Below are 23,239 nucleotides of genomic sequence, written 5' to 3' on the forward strand. Positions count from 1 at the left end.
CCCTCGCCCCCCGCGGATGGTGGCAGTTTCAATTGAAACTGTCGTCAGGCCGAGGCTGGGATGGCCGAAGCCGGGGTCCGGGACAGGCGGCGGAGTCGGCGGTTGCCGACCACGCGGCACACCAGGTAGATCACGAACGAGATGATCGTGACGAAGGCGCTCACCGGCGCGCCCGGCGCCAGCGACAGCAGGATGCCCCCCAGCACCGCCACCTCGGCGAACACCACGGCCAGCACCGTCGCCTTGACCGGGCTCGCGGTCACCCGCGCCGCCGCGGCTCCCGGCGTCACCATCAGCGCCAGCACCAGCAACGCGCCGACGGTGTAGACGCCGAGCGCGGTCGCCACACCGACCAGCACCGCGAACAGCGGCGTCAGCAGCCGCGCCGGAACACCGCGGGCCGCCGCGACGTCCGGGTCGACGCTCGCGAACAGCAGCGGCCGGTACACGAAGGCCAGCACGACCAGGACCGCCGCCGCACATCCGGACAGCAGCAGCACGTCCGCGGAATCCACGCCGACGATCTGCCCCACCAGCAGGCTGAACTTGTTCGAGGTCCGCTCCGGGTTGAGCCACAGCAGCAGCACGCCGACGCCGAGCCCGAAGGACAGGATCGCGCCGATCACCGAATCGCGTTCGGTCCCGCGCTGCCCCAGCAGCCCGAGCAGCAGCGCGGCGACCACGGCGCCGGCCAGCGCCCCGACGCCGACGCCCACGCCGATCAGCAGCGCCGCGGCGGCACCGGTGAACGCGAGCTCGGCCGTGCCGTGCACGGCGAAGGACATCTTCCGCGCGACGACCAGCGGCGCCAGGCAGCCGGAGACCAGCCCCAGCGCCGCCGCGGCCAGCAGTGCCTGCTGGACGAACGGGTAGCCGAGCAGGTCGATCGTGGTCGAGAAGTCCAGGATCTTGCCCAGCCCGTCGATGATCGCGTTCACGCTTCTTCCGCCTCTTGCACGTGGTGGTCGTGCTCGTGCTCGTCGGTGCCGGCGACCACCAGCCGCCCGCCGACGCGGGCGACCTCGACGTCGGTGCGGTACAGCTCGGACAGCGTCGCGGAGGTCATCACCTCGTCCGGCGGGCCGATCCGGAACCGGCCGTCGACCAGGTAGAGGACCCGGTCGACCAGCGGCAGCACCGGGTTGATCTCGTGGGTGACGAACAGGACCGCGGCCCCGGCCTCCCGCGCCTGGTTCGCGATCAGCCGGCTGACCTTGCGCTGGTGCGCGATGTCCAGCGACAGCAGCGGCTCGTCGCACAGCAGCACCGCCGGATCGCTGACCAGCGCCTGCGCCACCCGGAGCCGCTGCTGCTCGCCACCGGAGAGCAGACCCAGCGGCATCCGGGCGTACTCGGTCGCCTCGACCGCGCGCAGCGCCGCGGCGACCCGCTGCTTGCGCTCGCGGCGGCCGCGCATGCCCGTGCCCCAGTGGTGACCGTCCAACCCGAGACCGACCAGGTCGCTACCGCGCACCATCACGGTCGCGTCCAGCGCCCGCTGCTGCGGGATGTAACCGATCCGGTTGCTGCCCCGGCGGGCCGGCCCGCCGGCGATCTCGACGCTGCCCGCGGAAAGCTGCTGCAAGCCCAGCAGCACGCGCAGGAGGCTCGTCTTGCCGGAGCCGTTGGGCCCGAGCACGGCCAGGAACTCCCCCGGCGCGACGTCCAGGTCCAGGCCGGACCACAGGACTCGGGGGCCGTAGGAGAGCTCCGCGCCGCGCAGCCGCACGGCGGGGGCCGTGGCGGTGGGCGCGAGGACGGTCTCGGTCTCGGGTTTGGCGGTCATATCTCAGCGATTCTGGGTCAGGGCGGCCTGCAGGGCCGTGATCTGGGCGTCCATCCACTGCACGTAGGTCTTGCCCTGCGGCAGGGTCTCGGTCATCTCCACGACCGGGATCTGATTCTGCTCGGCGGCGCTGCGCACGTTGCGGGTGACCGGCGATTCGGTCTGCGGGTTGTAGATGACCGCCGCGGCCTGCTTGGAGTTCACGGCGTTCTGGATCGCGGCGACCGCGGCCGCCGACGGGTCGCTCTCGGCGTCGACGGCCTTGACGAACTCCGGCGGCGTGATGTCCTGCAGGCTCGCCGCTTCCACCAGGTAGTGCGCGACCGGCTCGGTGACGATCACCGGCTTGCCCCGGTTCTGGTCGCCCAGCTCGCCGACCCGCCCCTGCAGCTTGCCGATGTCCTCGGAGAAGTGGCCCGCGGCCTTGCCGAACTGCTCGGCCTTGGCCGGCTGCAGCTTGCTCAGCTCGGCGTTGACCTGGGCGGCCACCTGCTGCACGACGTGCAGGTCGTACCAGACGTGCTCGTTCGCCGAGTGGTCGTGGCCCTCGTGCCCGTGCTCCTCGTGGCCGCCGTGCTCTCCCGCGGGCTCGTCCTTGACGGCCTCGATGGCGGGCTTGCCCTGGCCGCTGCTGCCGAGGATCTTCTCCATGAACTCGTCGTATCCGCCGCCGTTGAACACGACCAGGTCCGCGTCGGTGACCTTCGCGGCGTCCTGCGGGGTGCTCTCGTAGGAGTGCGGGTCGGCGTTGGGGTCGCTGATGATCGCCTCGACCTCGATGTCGTCACCGCCGATCGCCTGCACGACGCTGGCCCACGCGCTGGTGGAGGCGACGACCTTGATCTTGTCGCCGCCGCCGGCCGCCTGCTCGCCGGTGCCGCAGGCGGTCAGGGCGATGGCGGTGGCGGCGAGGCCGGCTAAGGCGGTGGCAGCGGAGCGGCTGCGGACGGTCATCGGTTGCACTCCTCGGTGATAAGCCCCTTGCGCAGCAGACTGACGGCTAACTGCGAACGGTAACGGAAACCGTTGTCAATTACAGTCTAAGCACGTCTCCGCACAACACTCCACCGACCGGGTTATTCCTGTTGTGCACGCAACGACGCCCCCGCCAGGACCAGCGGGGGCGTCGGCATGAGGGGCCGCGACCGGCGGTGGCCGCCTGAGCAGCCACGATCGGTTCGCGATCAGGCGACCAGGCGATCTCCGGTCTCGGGGTGGAAGAGGTGGATCTCACTGTGGTCGCGCAGGGCGACCTTGACCTGCTGACCGAGCGCGGGCGGGGTGCGGCCGTCGGCGCGGACGACGAAGCGTTCCTGCGAGCCGTTGACATCGATGGCGCCGTGGATGAGCGCGTCGGCGCCGAGTTCCTCGACCAGCTCGACGGTCATGGCCATGCCGTCGTCCTCGCTGGAGGTCAGCGACAGCGCTTCGGGGCGCACGCCGAAGGTGATCTCCTTGAGGTCGCCCGCGGCGGCCACGGCCTCGCGCGGCAGCGGGATCGTGGCGCCGTCGAGCACCGCGCCGTCGCTGGTCAGCGGCACCGTCTTGAGGTTCATCGCGGGCGATCCGATGAAGCCGGCGACGAAGGCGTTGGCCGGGTTCTCGTACAGCTCGCGCGGGCTGGCGCACTGCTGCAGCAGCCCGTCCTTGAGCACCGCGACGCGGTGCCCCATCGTCATCGCCTCGACCTGGTCGTGGGTGACGTAGATCGTGGTGGTGCCCAGCCGCTTCTGCAGCGCCGCGATGTTCGCGCGGGTCTCCACCCGCAGCTTGGCGTCGAGGTTGGACAGCGGCTCGTCCATCAGGAACACGCTGGGCTCGCGGACGATCGCGCGACCCATCGCGACCCGCTGCCGCTGACCGCCGGAGAGCGCCTTGGGCTTGCGGTCCAGGTACTTCTCGAGGTCCAGCATCCGCGCGGCCTCGGTGACCTTCTCCTTGATGACGCCCTTGGGCGTCTTGCGCAGCTTCAGCGCGAAGCCCATGTTCTCCGCGACCGTCATGTGCGGGTACAGCGCGTAGGACTGGAACACCATCGCGATGTCCCGCGACTTCGGCGGGGTGTTGGTGACATCGTTGCCACCGATGGTGATGCCGCCCTCGTCGACGTCCTCCAGCCCGGCCAGCATCCGCAACGCCGTCGACTTGCCGGACCCCGACGGCCCCACCAGCACCAGGAACTCGCCGTCGGCGATGTCCAAGGCGAGCTTGTCCACCGCCCGGACCGGTGGACTCCCCTGGTAAACGCGCGAGGCGTTGACGTAAGCAACCTCAGCCATCTGTGACACCTTTCACGGAATCGGTCATGAAAACGTAACCGCAAAATGGCTCGGGGTCAGCCCCTCGAATGAACCAACTCGGAGAGTGATCACCCTGCGTCGCTCCGTGTTCATGATTCGAACGTGAGTGGGATATGCATCATGCTCACTTCACCGAGGGGTACTGAACCGTTACGGTTCCTCCATGGCGCGGTCAACGAATGCCCGGCGGCCTGCGACGCTCGCATCGCTCGCTGCAGAACTCGGGGTCTCCCGGACGACGGTTTCCAACGCGTACAACCGTCCGGACCAGCTCTCCCCGGAGCTGCGCAAGCGAGTCCTGGAGACCGCTCGCCGGCTCGGCTACCCGGGGCCGGATCCGGTCGCGAGGTCGTTGCGGACCAGGAAGGCGGGCGCCGTCGGCCTGCTGCTCACCGAGAACCTCTCCTACGCGTTCCGCGACCCGGGCGCCGTCGGCTTCCTCGAAGGACTCGCGCTGGCCTGCGAAGACGCCGGCCAGGGCCTGCTGCTGATCCCGGCGAGCCCAGAGCGCGAGGACGTCGCCTCGGTGCACCGCGCCGGCGTCGACGGCTTCGTCGTGTACTCCGTCCCCGAGGACGACCCGCACCTGGCCGCCGTGCTCGAACGACCCGTCCCGGTGGTGGTCTGCGACCAGCCGCGCCTGGACAACCTGGACTGGGTCGGCCCGGACGACGGGAAGGCCATCAAGAGCGTCGCCGACCACCTGATCGGGCTAGGACACCGCCGCATCGGCGTGCTGTGCATGCGCCTGGCCCGGGGTCGCAACGACGGACCCGCGTCGGTGCAGCGGCAGGCCAACGCCAGCTTCCACGTGCAGAAGGCCAGGCTGACCGCGCTGGCCGAGGTGTTCAGCGAAGCGGGCGTGGACTGGACGAAGGTGCCGGTGGTGGAGCGCTTCGACCACACCACGGCCTCCGGGGCGTCGGCGGCGGCGCAGCTGCTGGAGATCGACCCCGAGATCACCGCCATCGTGTGCACCTCGGACATCCTCGCGCTCGGCGCGCTGAGCGAGGCCCGCAACCGCGGCCTGCGGGTGCCGGAGGACCTGACCATCACGGGCTTCGACGGCATCCCGGACGCGGAGCGGGCGGGCCTGACGACGGTGCGCCAGCCGTGGCTGGAGAAGGGCCGTGCGGCCGGGCGCCTGCTGCTGGAGGCCAGCGAGCCGGGCCGCCCCCGCCACATCCAGCTGGAAACCCAGCTGATCACCGGCGCCACCTCGGCCCCGCCCCGCTCGGCGGAGGAGCGCTGGTTCGGCCCGTGATCGCGCTGACCACGTCCCGGACAGTCCGCCGTCGACGGCGGTGTAGCCGCCGGTGACGTGCCTGGTGAGGTCGCTGGCGTAGGCGACGATCGCGGCGGCCACGTCCTCGGTCCCGGCGACCCGGCCCAGCGGCGTGCGCGCCCCGGTCTCGTCGATCATCGCCTGCTGCTGCGCACCGGCGTTGGCATCGGTGGGCACGAGCGAGAAGATGCTGTCGCAGACGCTCCGCGTCCTCGTGCGCGACGGGCTGATCGAACGCACGGTGGCGCCGTCGAGCCCGCCCAAGGTCAGCTACGAGCTGACGCCCCTCGGCCGGGACCTGACAGATCCGCTCCAACACCTGATCCACCGAATCGCGGCCCGAGACGACGACGTGGTGGCAGCCCAACACCACTTCGACCACGCCTGACGCAGACCACCAGCTCGGCCCGCGATCGAAACCTTCCCGATTTCGCCTGAAATCGGAAAATTCCGGCACCACCGGCCGTCAGGCCAGGCAAGAGACGTTCCCAATTTTGCCTAAAATTGGGAACCTCCCAGCACCGCCCGAGCAGTAGGCCGGGTAGGGGCCTTCCATTTTTGCCTAAAATTGGGAATTCTTCTTGACCTGGCCGGTCAGTAGTTCGCCCACTCGCCCTGGGCGTACTGGAGGATCGTCGGGTGCATCAGGGTCGACGGCTCCAGGCCCGGGATCCGGGTGCGGTCCGGCGAAAACGTCGCCGCCGCTTGCAACGTCGCCGCATCCAGGGACCTCAGCGGCGGGGCATCGGCCGGGAGCTGCAGGGGCGGAGCGCCGGGCGAGGCGAGCGGTGTCCGGCCGGACGAGACCATCGAGGGTCCGTCCGTCGTGTGACGGTCCGCAATTTCCATTGAAATCGAAGGTCCAATTTCCATTGAAATTGCGGACCCCGGGGCGGAGTCCGGGGTGGTTGGGGGTGGTTGGGTGGGGGTTGCGTTGGCCAGGTGGAAGCCCCATTCGCCGAAGCTGGGCATCGCGATCTGGTACGGGACCGTGTTCAGGCCCGCCGACCTCATCGTCGACTCGATGCACCAGAACGCCTTCGGCGCGAAGAACGGCGAACCCGCCTGCACCACCACTCGCGCGTCGTCCGACATCGCGTGCCGGACCAGGCCGTAGAACTCCGTCGAGTACAGCTTCGCCGTCGCCGTGGAGTCCGCGTCGGGCATGTCCACGAGCACCACGTCGTAGCGTTCGCGGTTGTCCCGCAGCCAGCTGAAGGCGTCCGCCGCGATCGCCCGCACCCGCGGATCCGCGAAGGCGTCCTTGTTCAAAGTGGACACTCGAGGGTCGGTGCGCGCCAGTTCCAGCACCGCCGGGTCCAGGTCCACCAGCGTGGCCTCGCGGACATCCGGGTACCGCAGCACCTCGCGCAGCGCCAGGCCGTCGCCGCCGCCCAGCACGAGCACCCGCTCCCGCGGCCCGGCCATCGCCGGGTGCACCAGCGCCTCGTGGTACCGGTACTCGTCCATCGAGCTGAACTGCAGGTCTCCGTTGAGGTACAGCCGGGTGTCGCTGTTCCCGTTCAGCGAAACCGACTCGGTCAGCACGACGTCCTGGTACGGCGTGCGCTCCGAATGCACCACCGGGTCCGCGTACAGCGCCTGGCGCGCGGTGACCTCGAAGTCGTCGGCGAACGCGTAAGCCCCGACGAGCACGCCGCCGACCAGCACGGTCGCCCCGGTAAGCAGCAACGTCGCGCGCTTGGAGAGCTCCCGGCGGAACACGGTCAGCACCAGCCCGATGCCGGCGGCGGCGTTGACCATGCCGACCAGCAACGCGCCCTGCACCTGCCCGAACAGCGGCAGCAGCAGGAACGGGAACGCCAGCCCGCCGACGAGACCGCCGACGTAGTCGGCCGCGAACAGGTCGGCGACCGCGGAACCCGCGTCCTGCCGCCGGATCCGCTGCAGCAGCACCATCAGCAGCGGGATCTCCGCGCCGATCAGCACGCCGAGCACGAGCGCGGTGGCGATCAGCGCGGGCATGTACAGGCTCAGCCACGCGAACGCGGCGTACAGCCCGAGCACGCTGATCCCGCCGAGCAGCGCGAGCAGCAGCTCGATGCCCGCGAACGCCGGAGCCGCCCAGCGCTGCAGGGGTTTCGCGGCGAGCGCGCCGACGCCCATCGCGAACACCATCAGCGACAGCACGATCGACGCTTGGCCGACGGTGTCGCCGATCAGGTAGCTGCCGAGCGCGACCAGCGCCAGCTCGTAGACCAGACCGCAGGCGGCGCAGATGAAGACGGCCACCAGCACCGCGGTCCGGGCGACCCGGCCGCGCGGCTTGACCGGATCGGCGGGCTCGGCGGCAGGCTCGGCACTCACCGACACGCGCTGATCACCAGATCGAGGCGGCGATGATCACCGCGATCACCACGTGCGCGGACGCCGAAACCCAGGTCGCCGGGTGCATGTTCGGGGAGGAGAGCTCGTCGCCGAGCTTGCCGGGCGTGACCACGTCGATCAGCAGGAACGACAGGCTCATCAGGATGAGCCCGAGGAGGCCGAAGACAAGGGTGTCGATCAGCCCGGCGATCAGGTCGTCGGCGCTGCCCACGATCGCGGTGGTCAGGATGATCCCGACCCCGATCAGGCCGGAGACCAGCAGCAACGCCGCGTTCGGGTTGCGCTGGACCCAGATCAGATCGCGGAGCTTGCCCGGCGTGGCCAGGTCGACGAGCACGTAGCCGAGCGCCATCATCGCCACGCCGATCACCCCGTAGGCGACGGCGGCGATCAGGCCGGCGAGCATTTCCTGGAGCAAGGTGAGGCCCTTCTGGTGTCGTGTTCGGTGCGGTCAGCGACGGGGACCTGCCGGCGGCGGCCCCTGCGGCGGTGGCCAGGACTGCCGCGGACCCCCGGGCGGCGGAGGCCACCCCTGCTGCCCCGGCGCCGAGGGTCCTCGCGACGGGTGCGGTCCGCTCGGCGACGGTCCCTGCAACGGCGGTGCAGGCCGCGTCCCTTGCGATCCACCCGGTGGCGGACCAGGCGGCCCACTCTGCGGCGGCCCCTGCAGTGGCGGCCCGCCCTGCGGTCCCGCCGGTGGCGACGCGGGCGGAGCGTCCGACGTGGACTTCTGCTTCGCGCGAGCCCGGAAGCCCAGCAGCAGGCAGAGCACCACGACGGCGCCCAGCCCGCCGAGCCACGCCCAGGGCACCCAGTCCGAGCCCGAGCCGTCGCCCTTCGACAGCGGCGGCACCGACGCCGTGCCCGACGCGTCCTCCGTCGCCCGCGGCGCCGTCAGCACACCCTTTTCCACCAGCAGCAACGGCAATCCGAGCGCGGCCTGCCCGGTCACGGTCACCGGTTCTTCGACCAGCGAGTCGGCGGTGACGCCGAGGTTCACGAAGTCGTCCGCCTCCAGCTGCGCGTCGAGGTCGCCGGACGCCGCGACCTTGATGTCGGCCGAGTCGGCGTCGTCGGTTTCGCCGGCGGCCGCCACGAACACCTGGGTTTCCGCCCAGCGCGGGCAGCTGTCGGCCGGGACGCCGGGGCCGCGGCTGGAGCCCTGGTCGAACTCCTCCGTCGAGCCGTCGACGAGCTTCCAGCCGAAGCACACCCCGTGCGCCCGCTCCGCCTCCGCGAGCGCCTGTGCGAGCTGCTGCGCATCGGCGGGCGTGAACCGCTGGATCGACGGCCCCGAGTAGCTCGTGCCGTCCAGGTAGTAGGTGGTTTCCTCCGAGGTGAAGGTGTTCTGCGCGGACTCGCCGCCGATCGTCCCGGCGACCGCCAGGCCGACGGCGATGACGGCGCCCGCGGTCACGACGAGCCCGATCTTCTTGCCGCTCATTTGCCCGCTCCCGGCCCTCGGCCGCGGAAGCTCTCGCCGTGCGGGCTGCTCCAGCCCCAGACGCCGCCGACGTGGCTGTGGTAGCGGCGGTAGGCGCGGTCGGAGTCCATCAGGTGGATCACCGATCCGGGTGCCTGCGGCTGGATGATCACCGCGTCGCCGGAGTACCGCAGGTAGATGCCCGACGAGTCGGCGGACTGGGACTGCGGGCGCCACTTCGAGGTGATCTCGGCGGCGACGACGCTCGGCGGCTTCGGGCTGGTGTAGGCCCGGTTGTCCGAGTCGCCGGACAGGTCGAGGTGGGCGGCGCGGGTGTAGTTCTTCGCGACGTAGGCATGCGGCCCGGTACCGGTGGAGAAGATCGTCACCAGCCCGATGATCAGGGCCAATACCGCGGCGGCGCCGGCGATCGCGAACCAGAAGCGAGGTTTCACCGGTCAGCCCGCCGTCGGGTAGATGAGCACGTCGTAGCGGCTGAGCGCTTCGCCGCTGCTGGCTTCCCAGTCGGCGCCGCCGTAGGACTCGAAGCCCAGCATCGATCCGTCCGAGGCCTCGTAGTCGTGGTAGCGCACGGTGCCCTGCTCGGCCAGGCCGGTGGTGGCCTCGCTGCGGAACTCGGCGCTGCCGGCTTCCTCGGAGTGGTAGGTGCGGCCGCCGAAGTCGATCGTCTTCGGGCCGGGCTCGCCGGCGTCGGCGACGGGCGTCCACAGCGAGAGGATCAGGTCCGGGTCCTCTTCCACGGCCAGCCACACCTGCCCGCCCTTGGCGTCGTCGAGCAGGTGCTCCGCCCAGGTCCAGCCGCCTTCGGAGAGCCGGAGGGTGCCGCGGACGGTGTAGGTGCTGCCGCGCACCTCGACGATGTCGCCGGCCTTCAGCGCCCGCGGGTCGCCGCGCAGCGAGTCCTGGTCACCGGTGTGGAACGGATCGCCCGCCCGGGTTTCCGGTTTCGCGGCGGAGCGCTTGGCCCGCACCCCCATGATCACGGCGGCCACCGCGACGACGATCAGCACGATGATCACGACGATCAGCGTTGCGGTCAGTCCGTTCACCCGTCCGCCTTCCCCTCGTGCGAGCGTCCGGCACAGAGCGTATTAGCCCTCCCTCGACGGGATGACATCAATCGCCCAAATCGTGACCAGTTGAACGTTGAACGGACCGGTCGATGCGCCGAACGTAGCGAACGGCCCGTTCACCTCACCCATCAGGCCGAAGCGAACGGACCGTTCACGCCACACAACAAAACGAACGGCCCGTTCACTTCCAAAACAGACCGGGCGAAGCGAACGGACCGTTCACACCCCACAACAAAACGAACGGTCCGTTCACCTCAGCCACCAGGCCGAAGCGAACGGACCGTTCACGTCACACAACGAGACGAACGGCCCGCTCACCTCAGCCACCAGGCCGAAGCGAACGGACCGTTCACGTCACACAACGAGACGAACGGCCCGCTCACCTCCAAAACCGACTGGGGCGAACGGGCCGTTCACATCGCGGGACTAGGCCGACAGCAGCTGGGCGCAGCGGATCAGGCCCAGGTGGGAGTACGCCTGCGGGTGGTTGCCCAGGGAGCGCTCCGCGATCGGGTCGTACTCCTCCGACAGCAGCCCCGTCGGACCGGCCGTGTCGACGATCTGCTGGAACAGCTCCTCCGCCTCCGTGCGGCGGCCGATCAGCAGGTACGCCTCGATCAGCCAGGCCGCGCACAGGTGGAAGCCGCCCTCGTCGCCGGGCAGCCCGTCGTCGCGGCGGTAGCGGTACACGGTGGATCCGCTGCGCAGCTCCGCCTCGATCGCCGTGACGGTGGCCTGGAACCGCTCGTCGGACGGGTCGATCAGCCCGGACAGCCCGACGTGCAGCGACGCCGCGTCCAGGTCCGAGCCCTCGTAGGCGGTGGTGAACGCCTGCACGTCCGGGTGCCAGCCGTTCTTGACCACGTCCTGGCCGATCTGGTCGCGCAGCGGCGCCCACGACGGGTCGGCCTCGCGGCCGTAGGCGGTCGCCAGCTTCACCGCGCGGTCCAGCGTCACCCAGCACATGACCTTGGAGTACACGTGGTGGCGCGGCACGTCGCGCTCTTCCCAGATGCCGTGGTCGGGCTCGAACCAGCGGTGCGAGACGGCCTCGGCCATCGCCTTCACCAGGTCCCAGTCCACGTCCCGGATCCGGCCGGTGGCCTGCGCGAGGTGCGCGATCAGCTCCACCACGGGCCCGAACACGTCCAGCTGCACCTGCTGGTCGGCGAGGTTGCCGACGCGGACCGGCCGCGATCCGGCGTAGCCGGGCAGGCTGTCGATCACGGCCTCCGGGCCAAGCCCGGTGCCCTGCAGCGTGTACAGCGGGTGCAGCCGCTCCGGGCCGGGCAACGTTTCCAGCACCCGGTGCAGCCAGTTCAGGAACGCCTCGGCCTCGCCCGTGGAACCGAGCGTGACCAGCGCCTGCGCGGTCATCGCGCCGTCGCGCAACCAGCAGTACCGGTAGTCCCAGTTGCGGACGCCGCCGATCTCCTCCGGCAGCGAGGTGGTGGCGGCCGCCATGATCCCGCCGGTGTCGGTGTTGCACAGCCCGCGCAGCGTCAGCGCGGAGCGGGCGACCAGGTCGCGCTCCACGTCGGGCAGCGACAGCGTCTTCATCCACTCCGACCAGTACCGGTCGGCCACGTCGCGGCGCTCGGCCTCGGTGTCCGCCGACGACAGGTCGTCGGTGCCGCAGCGCAGCTCCAGCACGACCGGGTTGTTCTCGCGCGGGTCGACGACCGCGTGCGCGGATTCGTGCATGCCGTCGGAGGTGATCTCCCACTGCACGCCCGGCGAGTACAGCACCATCGGCTCGGCGGTGCCCTGCACCCGCAGCCCGCCGGCCTCGGCGGTCAGCCGCACCGGCACCTGCCCGAACTCGGGGCGCGGCGCGAACTCCACCGCCGCCGTCACGCCGCCGCTGATCACCCGCACCAGGTCGGTGCGGTGGCTGTCGGTGCCGTGCGCGAGGTAGTCCGTGACCAGCAGCCGCGACCAGCGGGTTTCCACGATCATGGTGTTCGGCACGTACCGCTGGCCCAGCGGCAGCGGGCTGCGCTGGGCGCCGTTGCCGCCCTGCGGGCGGATCGTGAAGTGCCCGGCGCCGGGGCCGCCGAGCAGGTCGGCGAACAGCGCGGCCGAGTCGGGGCCGGGGTGGCACATCCAGGTCATCCGCGCGTCGGGGGTGACCAGGGCGACGGTGCGCTCGTTGGACAGCATCGTCAGCCGCTCGATCGGCGGGGCCTGCTCGCCGTAGAGCCAGGTGCGCCGTTCCTCCATCAGGAACGCCAGCACGGTCGCGACCTCGGTGGTGCTGCCGATCCGGTAGGTCGCCAGCGTGTCCCCGTCGCCGACCTTGATGCCCAGGTCGGGACCGTGCAGCCGGGCGAAGGCCTTCTCGTCGGTGACGTCGTCGCCGAGGAAGATGGCCGCGGTGGCGCCGACCTGGTGGCGCAGCGCGTCGAGCGCGTTGCCCTTGTCGGTCTGCACCACGGCCAGCTCGATGACCGCCTTGCCCTCGGTGACCTGCACGCCTTCCCAGACCGCCGGGCCGGTGCGGACGGTGTCCAGCACCTCCTCGGCGACCTCGGCTTCGGCGCGCCGGACGTGCACCGCGACGCTGGCGGGTTTGTTCTCCAGCGTGACGCCGGGTTTGCCGCGCACGATGTCCTGCAGGGCGATCTGCAGCTCCGTGCGCAGCTGGGTGGCTTCGGGTTCGAGTTCGTGCACGAACCCGACGTCGAACTCCGAGCCGTGGCTGCCGACGAGGTAGACCTCGGCGGGCAGCCGGGACAGGGTGGCGAGGTCGCGCAGCGCGCGGCCGGAGATCACCGCCGTGGTGGTCGCCGGCAGCGCGGCCAGCGACCGCAGGGCGTGCACCGATTCGGGCAGCGGTTTGGCCTGGGTGGGGTCCGCCACGATGGGGGCGAGGGTGCCGTCGTAGTCGCAGGCGACCAGAAGTCGAGGCGTCCGCGCGAGCTGCACGATCACGCGGCGCAGCTCGGCAGGAAGGGCTTCGGCGGTCAACGCCATACTCCTCAGGGGGGCGCGGTCAAGTCGTTTGTGGATCGATCCCGTTCGCGCCACGGTGGTGACCGTCGACGGCGAGCGGTTCGAACAAGTATCGCTGAGGCCGGGCCGTCCGTGTTGTGGACCGGTTACCCGCGGCTACTCCACGAGCGGTGCGCCCAACGCTTCGAGGAACGACCGCGCCCAGCGGTCGACATCGTGCGTGAGCACCTGCCTACGCAGTGCGCGCATCCTACGGCGTCCTTCGGCCTCGTCGATGTCGAGGGCCGCGAGCAACGCGTCCTTGACCCCGTCCAGGTTATGCGGGTTCACCAGGAACGCGCTCGTGAGTTCGGCCGCGGCACCGGCGAATTCGCTCAGCACCAGCGCGCCGCCGAGGTCGTGGCGGCAGGCCACGTACTCCTTGCACACCAGGTTCATGCCGTCCCGCACCGGCGTCACGACCATGACGTCGGCGGCGCAGTAGAAGGTCACCAGGTCTCTGCGGTCCACCGAGGTGTGCAGGTAGTGCACGGCCGGGTGGCCGACGCGGCCGAACTCGCCGTTGATCCGCCCGACCTCGCGCTCGATGTCCTCGCGCATCTGCTTGTAGTGCTCGACGCGTTCCCGGCTGGGCGTGGCGATCTGGATCATCGTCACGTCGTTGGCCTTGATGTGGCCTTCGGCGAGCAGCTCGTGCATCGCGTGCAGCCGCACGTCGATGCCCTTGGTGTAGTCGAGGCGGTCGACGCCGAGCATGATCTTCTTCGGGTTGCCGAGCTCGGCGCGCAGCGATTTCACGCGCTGCTGGATCTCCTTGGTGCGCGCCAGCTTGTCGAGCCCGGCGGCGGCGATGGAGATCGGGAACGCGCCGACGCTCACGGTGCGGTCGCCGACCTGCACGACGCCGGGCCGGGAGCGGACGCCGACCTGGCCTCGGCTGGGTTCGAAGCCGGCCAGCCGGCGGGCCAGCCACAGGAAGTTCTGCGCGCCGCCGGGCCGGTGGAAGCCGACCAGGTCGGCGCCGAGCAGCCCGCGCACGATCTCGGTGCGCCACGGCAGCTGCATGAACAGCTCGACCGGCGGGAACGGGATGTGCAGGAAGAACCCGATGCGCAGGTCGGGCCGGAGCTCCCGGAGCATCGCCGGGACCAGCTGCAGCTGGTAGTCCTGCACCCACACCGTCGCGCCTTCGGCGCTGACCGCGGCGGCGGCCTCCGCGAACCGCTTGTTGACCCGCCGGTAGGAGTTCCACCAGGCGCGGTTGTACACCGGCGGCACGACCACGTCGTGGTACAGCGGCCACAGCGTGGCGTTGGAGAATCCCTCGTAGTACTCGGCGAATTCGTCCGCCGACAGCGGCACCGGGTGCAGCTGCAGGCCGTCGTCGCTGAACGGTTCGACCTCGATGTCGGCGACGCCGGGCCAGCCGACCCACGCGCCGCGCCGGGCGCGCAGGAACGGCTCCAGCGCGGTGACCAGCCCGCCGGGGCTGTGCCGCCAGCGTTCCGTGCCGTCGTCGAGGCGTTCCAGATCCACCGGCAGCCGGTTCGCGACTACGACGAAGTCCGCTCGATCGGGCGTGCTGCCCTTGCTCACCGGTATTCCTCCCGCCGTGTCGGCCACCTGTCGCGAGGCTAGCCAATCCAGCCTGCTGCTGCGTGCTGCGTGTGGTGCAAACCGGGCCGGTCGCCGCGTGGGTCGTCCGGCCCGTCGGAACGCCGCCGGAAGACCCGCAACCGATCAGTCGATCCGGCGATTGGTGGGGCGCAGCGGGCCGGACATCCGCGGCCCGGCGAACCGGCGTTCCAACCTACCGAGCCGGGAGCGGACCGGCTGCGCGAGATATTCGCCGAGCACCACGCCGGCGCCGAGCGCGAGCCCGGTGGCGACGGCGAGCATCAGCGTGGCGACGCCGGTCGGGCTGCCCAGCACGGACAGCTCGTACAGCCCGCGGTAGGTCGCGAATCCGGGCAGCAGCGGCGCGACGCCGGAAACGGCGATCACCAGCGCGGGGATCCGCAGCCGCCGCGCGATGATCCCGCCGATGAAACCGACCACGGTCGTCGCCACGGCCCCGGCCAGCACGGTGTGCACGTCGACCAGCGTCAGCAGCGAGTGCACCGCCGCGGCCACGCCACCGCCGATCCCGGCCGCGAGCAGCGGCCGCGGCGGCGCGTAGCTGGCGAGCGCGAAGCATGCCGACGTGGACGCACCGGCGAGCATCTGCACGGGCAGGTGCAGGGCCGGTGCCAGCACTTCGGCGCGCCCGAGGCTCTGCGCGTCCAGGCTGCCGACGGACTCGCCGCCGATGCGCAAGCCGATGTACAGCGAAAGCACGACGCCGGCGATCAGGCCGGCGGACATCAGGGCCAGCTCGGCGATCCGTCCGGCGGCGGTGACGTTGTAGCCGGTGATGGCGTCCTGCATGGAACCGACCACGGTCATACCGGACAACAACACGATGATGCTCGCCGCGATCGCCAACGCGGCGTTGTCGAGCATGCCGGTGGCGTAGCAGCCCAGCGCGACCGCGGTGGCGATCGCCCCGCCGACGGCCTGCTGGAAGAAGAACGGCAGCGCGCGCTTGTTCAGCAACCGCCCGACGCGGTCCACCAGCGCGGTCGATCCGGCGGCGACCAGCGGCAGCAGCGGGGTGGAGCCGCCGCCGAGCAGCACGGCCAGCGAGGCGGCCATGCCGGCCCAGGACAGCGTGGCGACCCAGCGGGGGAACGGGTGCGGAGCAGTGGTGATCCGGTCCAGCTCGGCGTATGCCTCGGCGGCGGTCAGCTCGTTGGCGGTGATCCGCCGCAGCAGCGTCTCGACGTCGGCGAGGCGCGTGTAGTCGAGGGAGCGGTTGCGGACCACTCGCAGCGAGGTGATCGGCGGCAGGTCGGTGCCCCGGTAGGTCGACACCGTGATCGACGTGTAGATGACGTCGACCTCGGTGTGCGGCAGACCGTAGGCGCTGACCACGGCGATGATCGTCGCGGTCACGTCCGAGGCGCCGGCCCCGCTGGCCATCTGCACCTCGCCGATGCGCAGCCCGAGGTCGAGCACGAGGTGGACGGTGGATTCGTCGGGCAGAGCCGGCCCGTAGACGACGTTGCGAGTCCCGGGCGGCATGGTCAGTTCCGGGTCGCGCCGCCGAAGCACACCGCGGGCGCGGTGCGTGATTCCCACTGCTGGTCTTCCTTCCTGCCGGGCCGCCTTGCGGGCGGGCCGCCGTGCCTGATCTTCCCCTCGGGCATCGCCTGTCATCAGCCGACCGTTGCACTCACAATCTGTGTCGTCCATCACTGGTTTCCGGCCAGTCGTCGACCGCACCGGAAGTCACCGCCCGGCGCCGGTCGCGCGGCCGCTTTCCACCCCGGGCGGATGGACGCATACGATGTCCCCGCACGACGGAAGTGCATGCCGCTGTAGCTCAGTTGGTAGAGCGCCCGCCTTGTAAGCGGACGGTCAGGGGTTCGAGTCCCCTCAGCGGCTCCAAAGGTACCTGACCTGCGCTTTTGACGAAATCAGACGATCTGTCGATTGCAGCACAACAACGCCCCGCCCGGCATCGGCCGAGCGGGGCGCATTCGTTCGAACGGCCGGAGCTGAAGTTTCGGCAGCTCATGGCCCGTGAGTCTTTTGGGTCGCTATGGCGACTCAAAAGACTCACGGCCACCTACCTGCGGAAACCGCCAGCCTTGACCTTGCCGAGGAAGGACGCCCAAGCGTCACCGCTGAACGCCAGGACGGGACTCGACTCGCCGAGCTTGGAGTCCCGAACGCCCCGAGCGCCGGGCGCAGCGCCAACCTCGACGCAGTTGCCACTGTTCCCGCTGTAACTGGACTTACACCACTCGGCGCTGGCGTCCCGAAGCTCGGCGATTTCGACGCAGTTGTTGTTCCCGCTGCTGTAGCTGGACTTGCGCCAGTTCAGCGGTCCCAGGTCGGGGGCGCGCATGCCACTGCTCCCTTACTCAAGCTCCTTGGCTCGCTGTTCGAGCAACCGTGCCGACTCTCTGTCATCAAGAGCAGCAACTCTCAGCCTATCGAAAGCCTGCACATATACGTTCGTGTGACTTGGGCGATCGAGATAGTCAGCATCGGTCAAGCCCTCGAGGCATGCGTAGGTCGCTACAGGGTCGGCGAGGTGAAGCACGGTAAACGGGGTTCCCAGCGCAACGTGTTCGCCACGTCGGTACGGCAAGATCTGCACAGTGACGTGGCGGGACTCCGCAAGTTGACGGATATGCCTGAGCTGTTCGCGTAGCACCTCTTGCCCGCCAACCTCGCAGTACAAAACGCCTTCCCCGAGCACCGCAGAGATTTCGCGGACACTGTTCTCCATGATCAGCTTGCCGCGCCGGGCGCGCTCGGACGCACGCTCATGAACCTCCGCAAGCGGCGTGAGCAACGATGTCGACAGGACCGCGCGTGCGTAGTCTTCGGTCTGCATGATCCCCGGCACGAGATCGATGCTGTACGCCTTGACTTCGGCAGCAGCTGCTTCCAGCGCGGCGTAGGTCTTCGCCCAGTCCGGCACGCGGCTTGGGCGGTCGCGCTTCCGGGCATCAGATGCCAGCCGACGTAGCTTCGCAGCCTCTTCTTCGTCCACCACTCCGAACAGATCGATTAGGACATCCATCTCAGCCGCAGCGATGGTCAGCTCGCCCTTCTCAACACGAGTGAGCTTGCCGGAGTACCAGTCGAGTCGGTCCGCGATCACCTTGGGCTTGATCTCGTTCCGCTCGCGGAGTTCGCGAAGCAGCAGGCCCAGCTGGACACGCCGAACCGCCGGGTTGTTCTCCGGAGTAACCATCGCTCCCTCTCGTCGTCTGTCCGCGTCGCATCTTGCCCTGCCCGATCTCGGGCATCCACAAGATCGCCCGTCCAGGTAATACCAAACCTGCAATTGCAAGTTGTAGTTTGGCGTCACTGCTGGTTCAGATGAGGCCGCCGAGCCAACTGGGGCACATGCGACGGCGGGCGGATCACGAGGGGAGACAGTGTTGGTAGCGAACGACATGAGGCCCGATCCCTGGTTGGTTCCGCATCTGGATGCGTTGCGGGCGAGCGTTCTCGCCGGGTTTCGGTTCTTGCACCTGCCTCGGTTCGACGATGTTCTTGTCCTGCAAGGACTTCGGATCGCGCACGGGGCTATGGACATGTTCCGGGCGAGTTCGGCCGACGATGCACTCGCGGCTCGGTTCCGCGTCGAGGACCTGGAAAGCAGCTCCCCGCAGCCGGTTTGGCATCGGTACGGGCCGGTCGCCGATGCCGTCCGCGCACTGCTTGAGCTTCCGCCGCACGGCTCGCCCGGCGCGCCGAGCTTGGCGCGGTCGCGGTCGCTGTGGCTTCCCGGCGATGACCTGCTTCGAGACGGAGGACTGGGATGACCTGGCTGTTGTGGTTCTTCGCGGGATACGTGCCCGGTCTCGCCGTGCTGGTCGTCGCGTTGTGCCGGTTGCACGGGCGCGAGCCGACCGGTCAGCACTCCGGCTCCGGCGACGGCGCGCTCACCGTCGAGCGCCTCATCGCTCGCGTCGAAAACGACCAGGTGTCAACGGATTGCTACGGCCGCCACGCACTCCGCGATCCGGGCCTGTTCCGGGTGGCGGTGTAGCCATGACCGCGAATGCCAAGCCACCGCGCGTGGTCCGGGTGAAGCGCACCAAGCCGAATCGGTTCCTGCCGATGGCCTGGCGCGTCGAACGGCTCTCGCCCACCGAGGCCTACACGATCCGCTGGGGCCGCGGCGCGGGCTACTTCACCGTCCACCGCGGCGACATCGGCAGCTCCCCCGACGACGCCCACCTGATCGACACCGTCCACATAGGTCACGACTGGTCGGACGAGACCGACGTGGCCGCCCAGCTCCGGACCTGGTTGCGCTACAAGGCGAATCCCCACCGCCGAACGGCGTGACCGAGACTCCGCCCGATGCCGCCTCCCCCCGACCCCGAGGCATCGAGCGGACGGCCGGTCGGCGCAGGCCCCGCGCCGACCGGCCACCCCGGGTCGTGAGTGCAAGAACCGGAGCTCTCACTCACGAGCACGAACCTGGCTCGGGCTGGCGCCGCGCACGCGTTTGAACGCGGTGCTGAAGGCGAAGTCGTTCTGGTAGCCGACCTTCCGCGCCACCGATGCCACGGTCGCTCCCGGCTCGCGCAGGAGGTCCGCCGCCAACGCCATCCGCCAGGACGTCAGGTACGACAGCGGCGGCTCGCCCACCAGCTCCGCGAAGCGCCGCGCCCACGACGGGATCGGCCAGCGCCCGGTACCAGGCCGGCGGTTCCGCTCCCGGGCCGGCGAACCAGGCGCGCAGGGTCCGGACGAGCAGCAGGTCCAGCAGCCGGTCCAGGACGAGCTGCTGGCCGGGCTGGTCGACGTCGAGTTCCTCGGCGAGCAGGTCCACGGCCGACGACGGACCGCCTGCGGAAGCCGGCACGACGACCAGCGGCGGCAGCGCGTCCAGCAGCCGCTGCCCGATGTCACCCGCGAGCCGGTACGCGCCGGTGACCAGCGCGACCGGGGCTTCGGCGAGGGTCGGCAAGCTCGTGCTGCTCTCGGGATTGAGCGCCGGATACGGCAGCCGGCCGATGCTCTCGCGCGAGGAACCGGTGGCGGAATCGGCGCTGGACTGGACGATCCTGCGACCAGGCGCCTTCCAGCAGAACTTCGCCTCGACGCCGTACCCCGAAGCCGTCCGCGACGGCGAGCTGCGGCTACCACTCGGCGCGGCCCGCTCGGCGTACATCGACGTCGCGGACATCGCCGAAGTGGCGGTCGAGACGCTGACCGCCGAGGGCCACTCGCGGCGGATCTACGAACTGGCCGGTCCCCGAGCGCTGTCGTTCCCGGAGGTGCTCGCGATCATCAGCCGCGAAACGGGCCTGCCCGTCCGGTACGTGGACGTTCCCGTGGCGGAGTGGACGGCCCGCATGCGCGCGGCCGGTTCCTCGGATGAACAGCTGGCGTGGTCGCTCGAGACGTTCGCGGCGCTCCGCCGCGGCGAATACGCGGCGGTGGCCGGTCGGCGCCGACCGGTCACCCGGCACCACCGTTCGCCGGGAGACCGGTCAGAGCTGGAATTGCTCGAGGTGGCGTGGGTCGAGGACCCGGCCCCGGTCTCCGAGGATGTTCTGCAGGGTGGCGACGACCTCGCGGTTGACGCCGTCGTGCACTTCCGGCTTGTCCAGGGCCGTCACCAGGTCGTCGTGGTGGCAGGGGACGACGATCCGGGGCCAGCCCAGCGCCTGGAGCACGCGTTCGAAGTAGTCGTGCACCGCCGCGTTGCCGCTGGAGCCGAGGACGAGCACATCCGGCCTGGCCCCGGCGACCTCCCGCTCGACGAAGTTCGCGGTGCCGCTGAGGAACATCACGCGCAGCCGGTCTCCCACGGTGACCTGGTAGCCCAGCGTGCCGCCCTCGACCAGTTCCCCGACCGTCGTCGGCTTCTTCGGTGGCGCGGTCAGGGTTCCGGCGGGCGCGAAGCCGTAGCCGCCCAGCTGGCTGTGCAGGCTGCGGAACACCTCGATGGTGTAGGCGGGGCGCGGCTGTTCGGGGCTGCGCAGCGGGAAGCGCAGGTGCTCGCCGCCGGTGACCAGCACCAGGTCGGGCTCGCGCGCCTCCGGGATTCCCATCGCGCGCACCAGGTTCAGGTGCGTTTCGCCGCCGAGGACCCGGATGCGCTGCCCGGTCCACTTCGGATGGTTCAGCAGCGGCGCGACGTCGGCGAGGTGGTCCCAGTGCCCGTGCGTGAGCAGGATGAACTCCGGCGCACCGCCCAGGTGATCTTCGAGGACCCGGTCGATGATCCGCGAGTTCACCTCCAGCGGGTACCGCATGTCCATCTTGCCGTCGGGACCCGCGTACTTCTGGCGCGTGAGGTACGGGTCGATGAGCAGCCGGTGTCCGTCGAAGGTCATCTCCCAGCCCGCTATGCCCAGCCACCGCAGGTGCACCCCGCTGCCACCGCTCGGTCCGGACACCGCGGCCAGTGCGGCGTTCGGCGCCGGCCCCGAGCACGCGGCGGTGAGCGCGGCCGTACCGGCCAATCCGGCGGCCACTGTCGTCCGCAGCACGTTCCTCCGGCTCACGCCGTTGGCGGGCGCGGCACACGATGTGCACATGGTCGGTCCTCCCCATCGCGGGCGGCGGCTTCTGCGGCCCGCTTTGATCAAATTGAGCGGGAGCGTACCAAACGAACTGGTTCGTTCGATACGACTTTGGCAGACTGCCCATGCCATGCCTCGAGACGCCACGCCCACCAAGAAGCGGATCCTCGCCGCCGCCGTCGCCGAGTTCGCCGAGCACGGCATCAGTGGCGCGCGCATCGACCGCATCGCGACGCGCGCCGAAGCCAACAAGCGCGCGATCTACGACCACTTCGGCGACAAGCGGGAGTTGTTCGGCATCGTGCTCGCCGACCAACTCGACCGGCTGGCCGGGGAGGTCGAGCTGCACGCCGACCGCATTCCCGAATTCGTGGGCGAACTGTTCGACTACTGCGCCGCCCACCCGGAACTCGTCCGGCTCGTGCAGTGGGAGGCCCTGTCGCTACCGGCGAACCAGGCGCCCAACCACGCCACGCGCTCGGCCAGCTACCAGGCCAAGGTGGACGCCATCACCGAAGCCCAACGGCGGGGCCACGTCGACCCGGGGCTCGACCCCCGCCGGATCCTGCTGCTCCTGATAGGCATGGCCGAGTGGACGCTGTACGTCCCCCAACTCGCCACCATGATCGCCGGTGAGCCCACGAACACCCCGGAACAACGTGCCGACCACCGGGCCTTCCTCGTCGCCCTCGCCCAGCAGCTGCTCCAGCCCCGGGACCACCCCGAGTCGTGAGTGATCGTTCCGGTGAGAACCGGAATTCCCACTCACGACTCGGGGGAGATCGCCTTCCCGCTCAGCTCGGGTGCTTGATGCTCTCGATGATGCGGGCGAAGCCCTCCTTGCCGTGGCCGGCGTCGATCTGGCGCTGGATCAGGTTCTGCACCATGCCGATCACCTCGGTGCTGATGCCCTGGGCGGCGCTGGCGTCGATGATGTCGTCGAGGCTGGAGAACTCCAGGCTCTGCTGCCCGTCCACGGTGTAGTCGCCGCCGTCGATCACGGCGGCGAACCCGGCGAACCCGCCGGTCATCGCCGACAACCAGGCCGCCGACCGCTCGGCGAAGTCACCCGCCGACACCCCGGCGGGTGCCACCATGGCCGCACCGTGCACGAATCCGGCGAACATCACGTACATCCCCGACAGCAGCGCGAGGTCGTAGAGCGACGCCACCCCGGCGTCCTCGCCGAAGAAGACGCTCTCGCCCCACAGGTCCAGCAGCGGCCGATGCTGCTCGAAGGCGGCCTCCGACCCGCTGTAGAGGATCGACGACCCCGGCTGGCCGATCATCGGCGGGACGGCCATGATGCCGCCGTCCAGGTACACCACGCCGTGCCCGGCGGCCCAGGCCGCGATCTCCCTGGACTGGTCCGGCGAGGTCGTGGTGACGTTGACCAACGTCCGGCCGGCGAGCTCGTCGACCACCGGGTCGAGGACCTCGTGGACCGAAGCCGCGTCGTACAGGCAGGCCACCACCACGTCGGCGGCGGCCACCGCCTCGCGAACCGATCCTGCTGCCACGGCACCCTTGTCGGCCAGCGCGCCGGCCTTGCCCGCCGACCGGTTCCAGACCGTGGTCGGATACCCGGCCTCGACTACCGCAGCGGCCAGCGCGCCGCCCATCGCGCCCAGGCCGAGAATGCTTACGCGGGAATCCTTTTCGTTGCTCAACTTCGACGCTCCTCAGTGCTTCTTCCGATGCTGGAATCGTTTCCGCAACCGATGAGCTCGACAAGTACCGACTAATTAGTGGGGTACTTACCTTTTGGGAAGTAAGGAGCGCGGGTGGCCGGTCGGCGCATGCCCCGCGCCGACCGGCCACCCGGCCGGACCTGCGTCCAGGTCCCGCAGCGGCGATTTCGCGCGAAATCGCCGTACCCCACGCGTGCCAGGCGCCGTTTTCGCGAGAAAACGGCGCCCCCCACGCGTGCCAGATGACG

Annotated in this window: 21 protein-coding genes, 1 tRNA gene and 3 pseudogenes; 7 read left to right on the forward strand and 18 right to left on the reverse strand. The window is 70.1% G+C overall.

The annotated features are described in order from the left end of the window. Positions 1-44: 44 nt before the first annotated feature. From AC07EQ_RS16960 to AC07EQ_RS16975, 4 genes are all read right to left on the reverse strand, one after another. On the reverse strand, positions 45-938 hold the full coding sequence (locus AC07EQ_RS16960; protein WP_478388862.1) for a metal ABC transporter permease: 894 nt from the start codon (positions 936-938) through the stop codon (positions 45-47). Continuing rightward, positions 935-1,786 (reverse strand): metal ABC transporter ATP-binding protein, encoded by an 852-nt coding sequence (locus AC07EQ_RS16965; RefSeq protein WP_478388863.1) that lies wholly within the window; start codon positions 1,784-1,786, stop codon positions 935-937. The genes AC07EQ_RS16960 and AC07EQ_RS16965 overlap by 4 nt, the downstream gene beginning before the upstream one ends. A 3-nt stretch (positions 1,787-1,789) precedes the next feature. Then, entirely contained in the window at positions 1,790-2,740 is a 951-nt protein-coding gene (locus AC07EQ_RS16970) for a metal ABC transporter solute-binding protein, Zn/Mn family (RefSeq protein ID WP_478388864.1), read from the reverse strand. A 230-nt stretch (positions 2,741-2,970) separates the two neighbouring features. Continuing rightward, positions 2,971-4,065 (reverse strand): ABC transporter ATP-binding protein, encoded by a 1,095-nt coding sequence (locus AC07EQ_RS16975; RefSeq protein WP_132487087.1) that lies wholly within the window; start codon positions 4,063-4,065, stop codon positions 2,971-2,973. Positions 4,066-4,249: 184 nt separating this feature from the next. Here AC07EQ_RS16975 and AC07EQ_RS16980 point away from each other — a divergent pair, with 184 nt between their 5' ends. Further along, the gene (locus AC07EQ_RS16980; protein WP_132487085.1) at positions 4,250-5,350 is read left to right on the forward strand and encodes a LacI family DNA-binding transcriptional regulator; all 1,101 of its coding nucleotides are present in this window, start codon (positions 4,250-4,252) and stop codon (positions 5,348-5,350) included. Between the two features lie 78 nt (positions 5,351-5,428). Here the strand turns inward: AC07EQ_RS16980 and AC07EQ_RS16985 are convergent. Further along, positions 5,429-5,509: pseudogene (locus AC07EQ_RS16985) on the reverse strand (hypothetical protein); the annotation flags it as partial. Here AC07EQ_RS16985 and AC07EQ_RS16990 point away from each other — a divergent pair. After that, on the forward strand, positions 5,484-5,759 hold the full coding sequence (locus tag AC07EQ_RS16990; RefSeq protein ID WP_478388865.1) for a winged helix-turn-helix transcriptional regulator: 276 nt from the start codon (positions 5,484-5,486) through the stop codon (positions 5,757-5,759). The pseudogene AC07EQ_RS16985 and the gene AC07EQ_RS16990 overlap by 26 nt on opposite strands. A 206-nt stretch (positions 5,760-5,965) precedes the next feature. Here AC07EQ_RS16990 and AC07EQ_RS16995 read toward each other — a convergent pair whose 3' ends face one another. The 8 genes from AC07EQ_RS16995 to AC07EQ_RS17030 form a co-directional block, all read right to left on the reverse strand. Beyond that, positions 5,966-7,705, reverse strand: a complete 1,740-nt coding sequence (locus AC07EQ_RS16995; RefSeq protein ID WP_478388866.1) for a polyamine aminopropyltransferase — start codon at positions 7,703-7,705, stop codon at positions 5,966-5,968. A gap of 7 nt (positions 7,706-7,712) precedes the next feature. Next, a complete protein-coding gene (locus tag AC07EQ_RS17000; protein ID WP_478388867.1) occupies positions 7,713-8,138 on the reverse strand; it encodes a DUF350 domain-containing protein in 426 nt (141 codons plus the stop codon). A gap of 33 nt (positions 8,139-8,171) precedes the next feature. Then, positions 8,172-9,164 carry a hypothetical protein gene (locus AC07EQ_RS17005; protein WP_478388868.1) on the reverse strand — a complete coding sequence of 331 codons (993 nt, stop codon included), beginning with the start codon at positions 9,162-9,164 and terminating at the stop codon, positions 8,172-8,174. Continuing rightward, positions 9,161-9,598, reverse strand: a complete 438-nt coding sequence (locus AC07EQ_RS17010; protein WP_478388869.1) for a DUF4247 domain-containing protein — start codon at positions 9,596-9,598, stop codon at positions 9,161-9,163. Before AC07EQ_RS17010 ends, AC07EQ_RS17005 begins: the two co-directional genes overlap by 4 nt. A 3-nt stretch (positions 9,599-9,601) precedes the next feature. Then, complete coding sequence (locus AC07EQ_RS17015; RefSeq protein WP_478388870.1) at positions 9,602-10,213, reverse strand: DUF4178 domain-containing protein; 612 nt, start codon at positions 10,211-10,213, stop codon at positions 9,602-9,604. Between the two features lie 450 nt (positions 10,214-10,663). Beyond that, positions 10,664-13,213 carry a trehalose-phosphatase gene (otsB, locus tag AC07EQ_RS17020; RefSeq protein ID WP_478388871.1) on the reverse strand — a complete coding sequence of 850 codons (2,550 nt, stop codon included), beginning with the start codon at positions 13,211-13,213 and terminating at the stop codon, positions 10,664-10,666. A gap of 135 nt (positions 13,214-13,348) precedes the next feature. Continuing rightward, positions 13,349-14,788 (reverse strand): alpha,alpha-trehalose-phosphate synthase (UDP-forming), encoded by a 1,440-nt coding sequence (locus tag AC07EQ_RS17025; RefSeq protein ID WP_478388872.1) that lies wholly within the window; start codon positions 14,786-14,788, stop codon positions 13,349-13,351. A gap of 144 nt (positions 14,789-14,932) precedes the next feature. After that, positions 14,933-16,372 (reverse strand): threonine/serine exporter family protein, encoded by a 1,440-nt coding sequence (locus AC07EQ_RS17030; protein ID WP_478388873.1) that lies wholly within the window; start codon positions 16,370-16,372, stop codon positions 14,933-14,935. 233 nt (positions 16,373-16,605) lie between these two features. Between AC07EQ_RS17030 and AC07EQ_RS17035 the strand changes: the two genes are divergently transcribed. After that, positions 16,606-16,681: transfer RNA gene (locus tag AC07EQ_RS17035), tRNA-Thr, on the forward strand. A gap of 181 nt (positions 16,682-16,862) precedes the next feature. Here AC07EQ_RS17035 and AC07EQ_RS17040 read toward each other — a convergent pair. Further along, positions 16,863-17,144 carry a DUF397 domain-containing protein gene (locus AC07EQ_RS17040; protein WP_478388874.1) on the reverse strand — a complete coding sequence of 94 codons (282 nt, stop codon included), beginning with the start codon at positions 17,142-17,144 and terminating at the stop codon, positions 16,863-16,865. A 12-nt stretch (positions 17,145-17,156) separates the two neighbouring features. After that, positions 17,157-18,002 carry a DUF5753 domain-containing protein gene (locus AC07EQ_RS17045; RefSeq protein WP_478388875.1) on the reverse strand — a complete coding sequence of 282 codons (846 nt, stop codon included), beginning with the start codon at positions 18,000-18,002 and terminating at the stop codon, positions 17,157-17,159. 573 nt (positions 18,003-18,575) lie between these two features. Here AC07EQ_RS17045 and AC07EQ_RS17050 point away from each other — a divergent pair. After that, positions 18,576-18,806, forward strand: coding sequence for a hypothetical protein (locus tag AC07EQ_RS17050; RefSeq protein ID WP_478388876.1), 231 nt, complete (start codon positions 18,576-18,578; stop codon positions 18,804-18,806). A gap of 2 nt (positions 18,807-18,808) precedes the next feature. Next, the gene (locus AC07EQ_RS17055; RefSeq protein WP_478388877.1) at positions 18,809-19,108 is read left to right on the forward strand and encodes a hypothetical protein; all 300 of its coding nucleotides are present in this window, start codon (positions 18,809-18,811) and stop codon (positions 19,106-19,108) included. Between the two features lie 117 nt (positions 19,109-19,225). Here the strand turns inward: AC07EQ_RS17055 and AC07EQ_RS17060 are convergent. Then, positions 19,226-19,706, reverse strand: a pseudogene (locus AC07EQ_RS17060) (helix-turn-helix transcriptional regulator); the annotation flags it as partial. A gap of 76 nt (positions 19,707-19,782) precedes the next feature. On the opposite strand from AC07EQ_RS17060, the pseudogene AC07EQ_RS17065 reads away from it, so the two are divergent. Then, a pseudogene (locus AC07EQ_RS17065) lies at positions 19,783-20,064 on the forward strand (SDR family oxidoreductase); the annotation flags it as partial. Between the two features lie 198 nt (positions 20,065-20,262). Here the strand turns inward: AC07EQ_RS17065 and AC07EQ_RS17070 are convergent. Continuing rightward, on the reverse strand, positions 20,263-21,315 hold the full coding sequence (locus AC07EQ_RS17070; RefSeq protein ID WP_478388878.1) for an MBL fold metallo-hydrolase: 1,053 nt from the start codon (positions 21,313-21,315) through the stop codon (positions 20,263-20,265). Positions 21,316-21,430: 115 nt separating this feature from the next. Between AC07EQ_RS17070 and AC07EQ_RS17075 the strand changes: the two genes are divergently transcribed. After that, entirely contained in the window at positions 21,431-22,033 is a 603-nt protein-coding gene (locus tag AC07EQ_RS17075) for a TetR/AcrR family transcriptional regulator (RefSeq protein WP_478388879.1), read from the forward strand. Between the two features lie 61 nt (positions 22,034-22,094). Here the strand turns inward: AC07EQ_RS17075 and AC07EQ_RS17080 are convergent, their stop codons facing one another. Beyond that, positions 22,095-22,970, reverse strand: coding sequence for an NAD(P)-dependent oxidoreductase (locus AC07EQ_RS17080; protein WP_478388880.1), 876 nt, complete (start codon positions 22,968-22,970; stop codon positions 22,095-22,097). Between the last annotated feature and the right edge of the window lie 269 nt (positions 22,971-23,239).

Source organism: Saccharopolyspora sp. NPDC045839 (assembly GCF_056431645.1).

Bases quoted from the DNA above. Each gene is read 5' to 3' on its own strand.
- AC07EQ_RS16965 (WP_478388863.1), bottom strand. From the start codon at position 1,786: ATGACCGCCAAACCCGAGACCGAGACCGTCCTCGCGCCCACCGCCACG.
- AC07EQ_RS16970 (WP_478388864.1), bottom strand. From the start codon at position 2,740: ATGACCGTCCGCAGCCGCTCCGCTGCCACCGCCTTAGCCGGCCTCGCC.
- AC07EQ_RS16975 (WP_132487087.1), bottom strand. From the start codon at position 4,065: ATGGCTGAGGTTGCTTACGTCAACGCCTCGCGCGTTTACCAGGGGAGT.
- AC07EQ_RS16980 (WP_132487085.1), top strand. From the start codon at position 4,250: ATGGCGCGGTCAACGAATGCCCGGCGGCCTGCGACGCTCGCATCGCTC.
- AC07EQ_RS17005 (WP_478388868.1), bottom strand. From the start codon at position 9,164: ATGAGCGGCAAGAAGATCGGGCTCGTCGTGACCGCGGGCGCCGTCATC.
- otsB (WP_478388871.1), bottom strand. From the start codon at position 13,213: ATGGCGTTGACCGCCGAAGCCCTTCCTGCCGAGCTGCGCCGCGTGATC.
- AC07EQ_RS17040 (WP_478388874.1), bottom strand. From the start codon at position 17,144: ATGCGCGCCCCCGACCTGGGACCGCTGAACTGGCGCAAGTCCAGCTAC.
- AC07EQ_RS17045 (WP_478388875.1), bottom strand. From the start codon at position 18,002: ATGGTTACTCCGGAGAACAACCCGGCGGTTCGGCGTGTCCAGCTGGGC.
- AC07EQ_RS17050 (WP_478388876.1), top strand. From the start codon at position 18,576: ATGACCTGGCTGTTGTGGTTCTTCGCGGGATACGTGCCCGGTCTCGCC.
- AC07EQ_RS17055 (WP_478388877.1), top strand. From the start codon at position 18,809: ATGACCGCGAATGCCAAGCCACCGCGCGTGGTCCGGGTGAAGCGCACC.
- AC07EQ_RS17070 (WP_478388878.1), bottom strand. From the start codon at position 21,315: ATGTGCACATCGTGTGCCGCGCCCGCCAACGGCGTGAGCCGGAGGAAC.
- AC07EQ_RS17075 (WP_478388879.1), top strand. From the start codon at position 21,431: ATGCCTCGAGACGCCACGCCCACCAAGAAGCGGATCCTCGCCGCCGCC.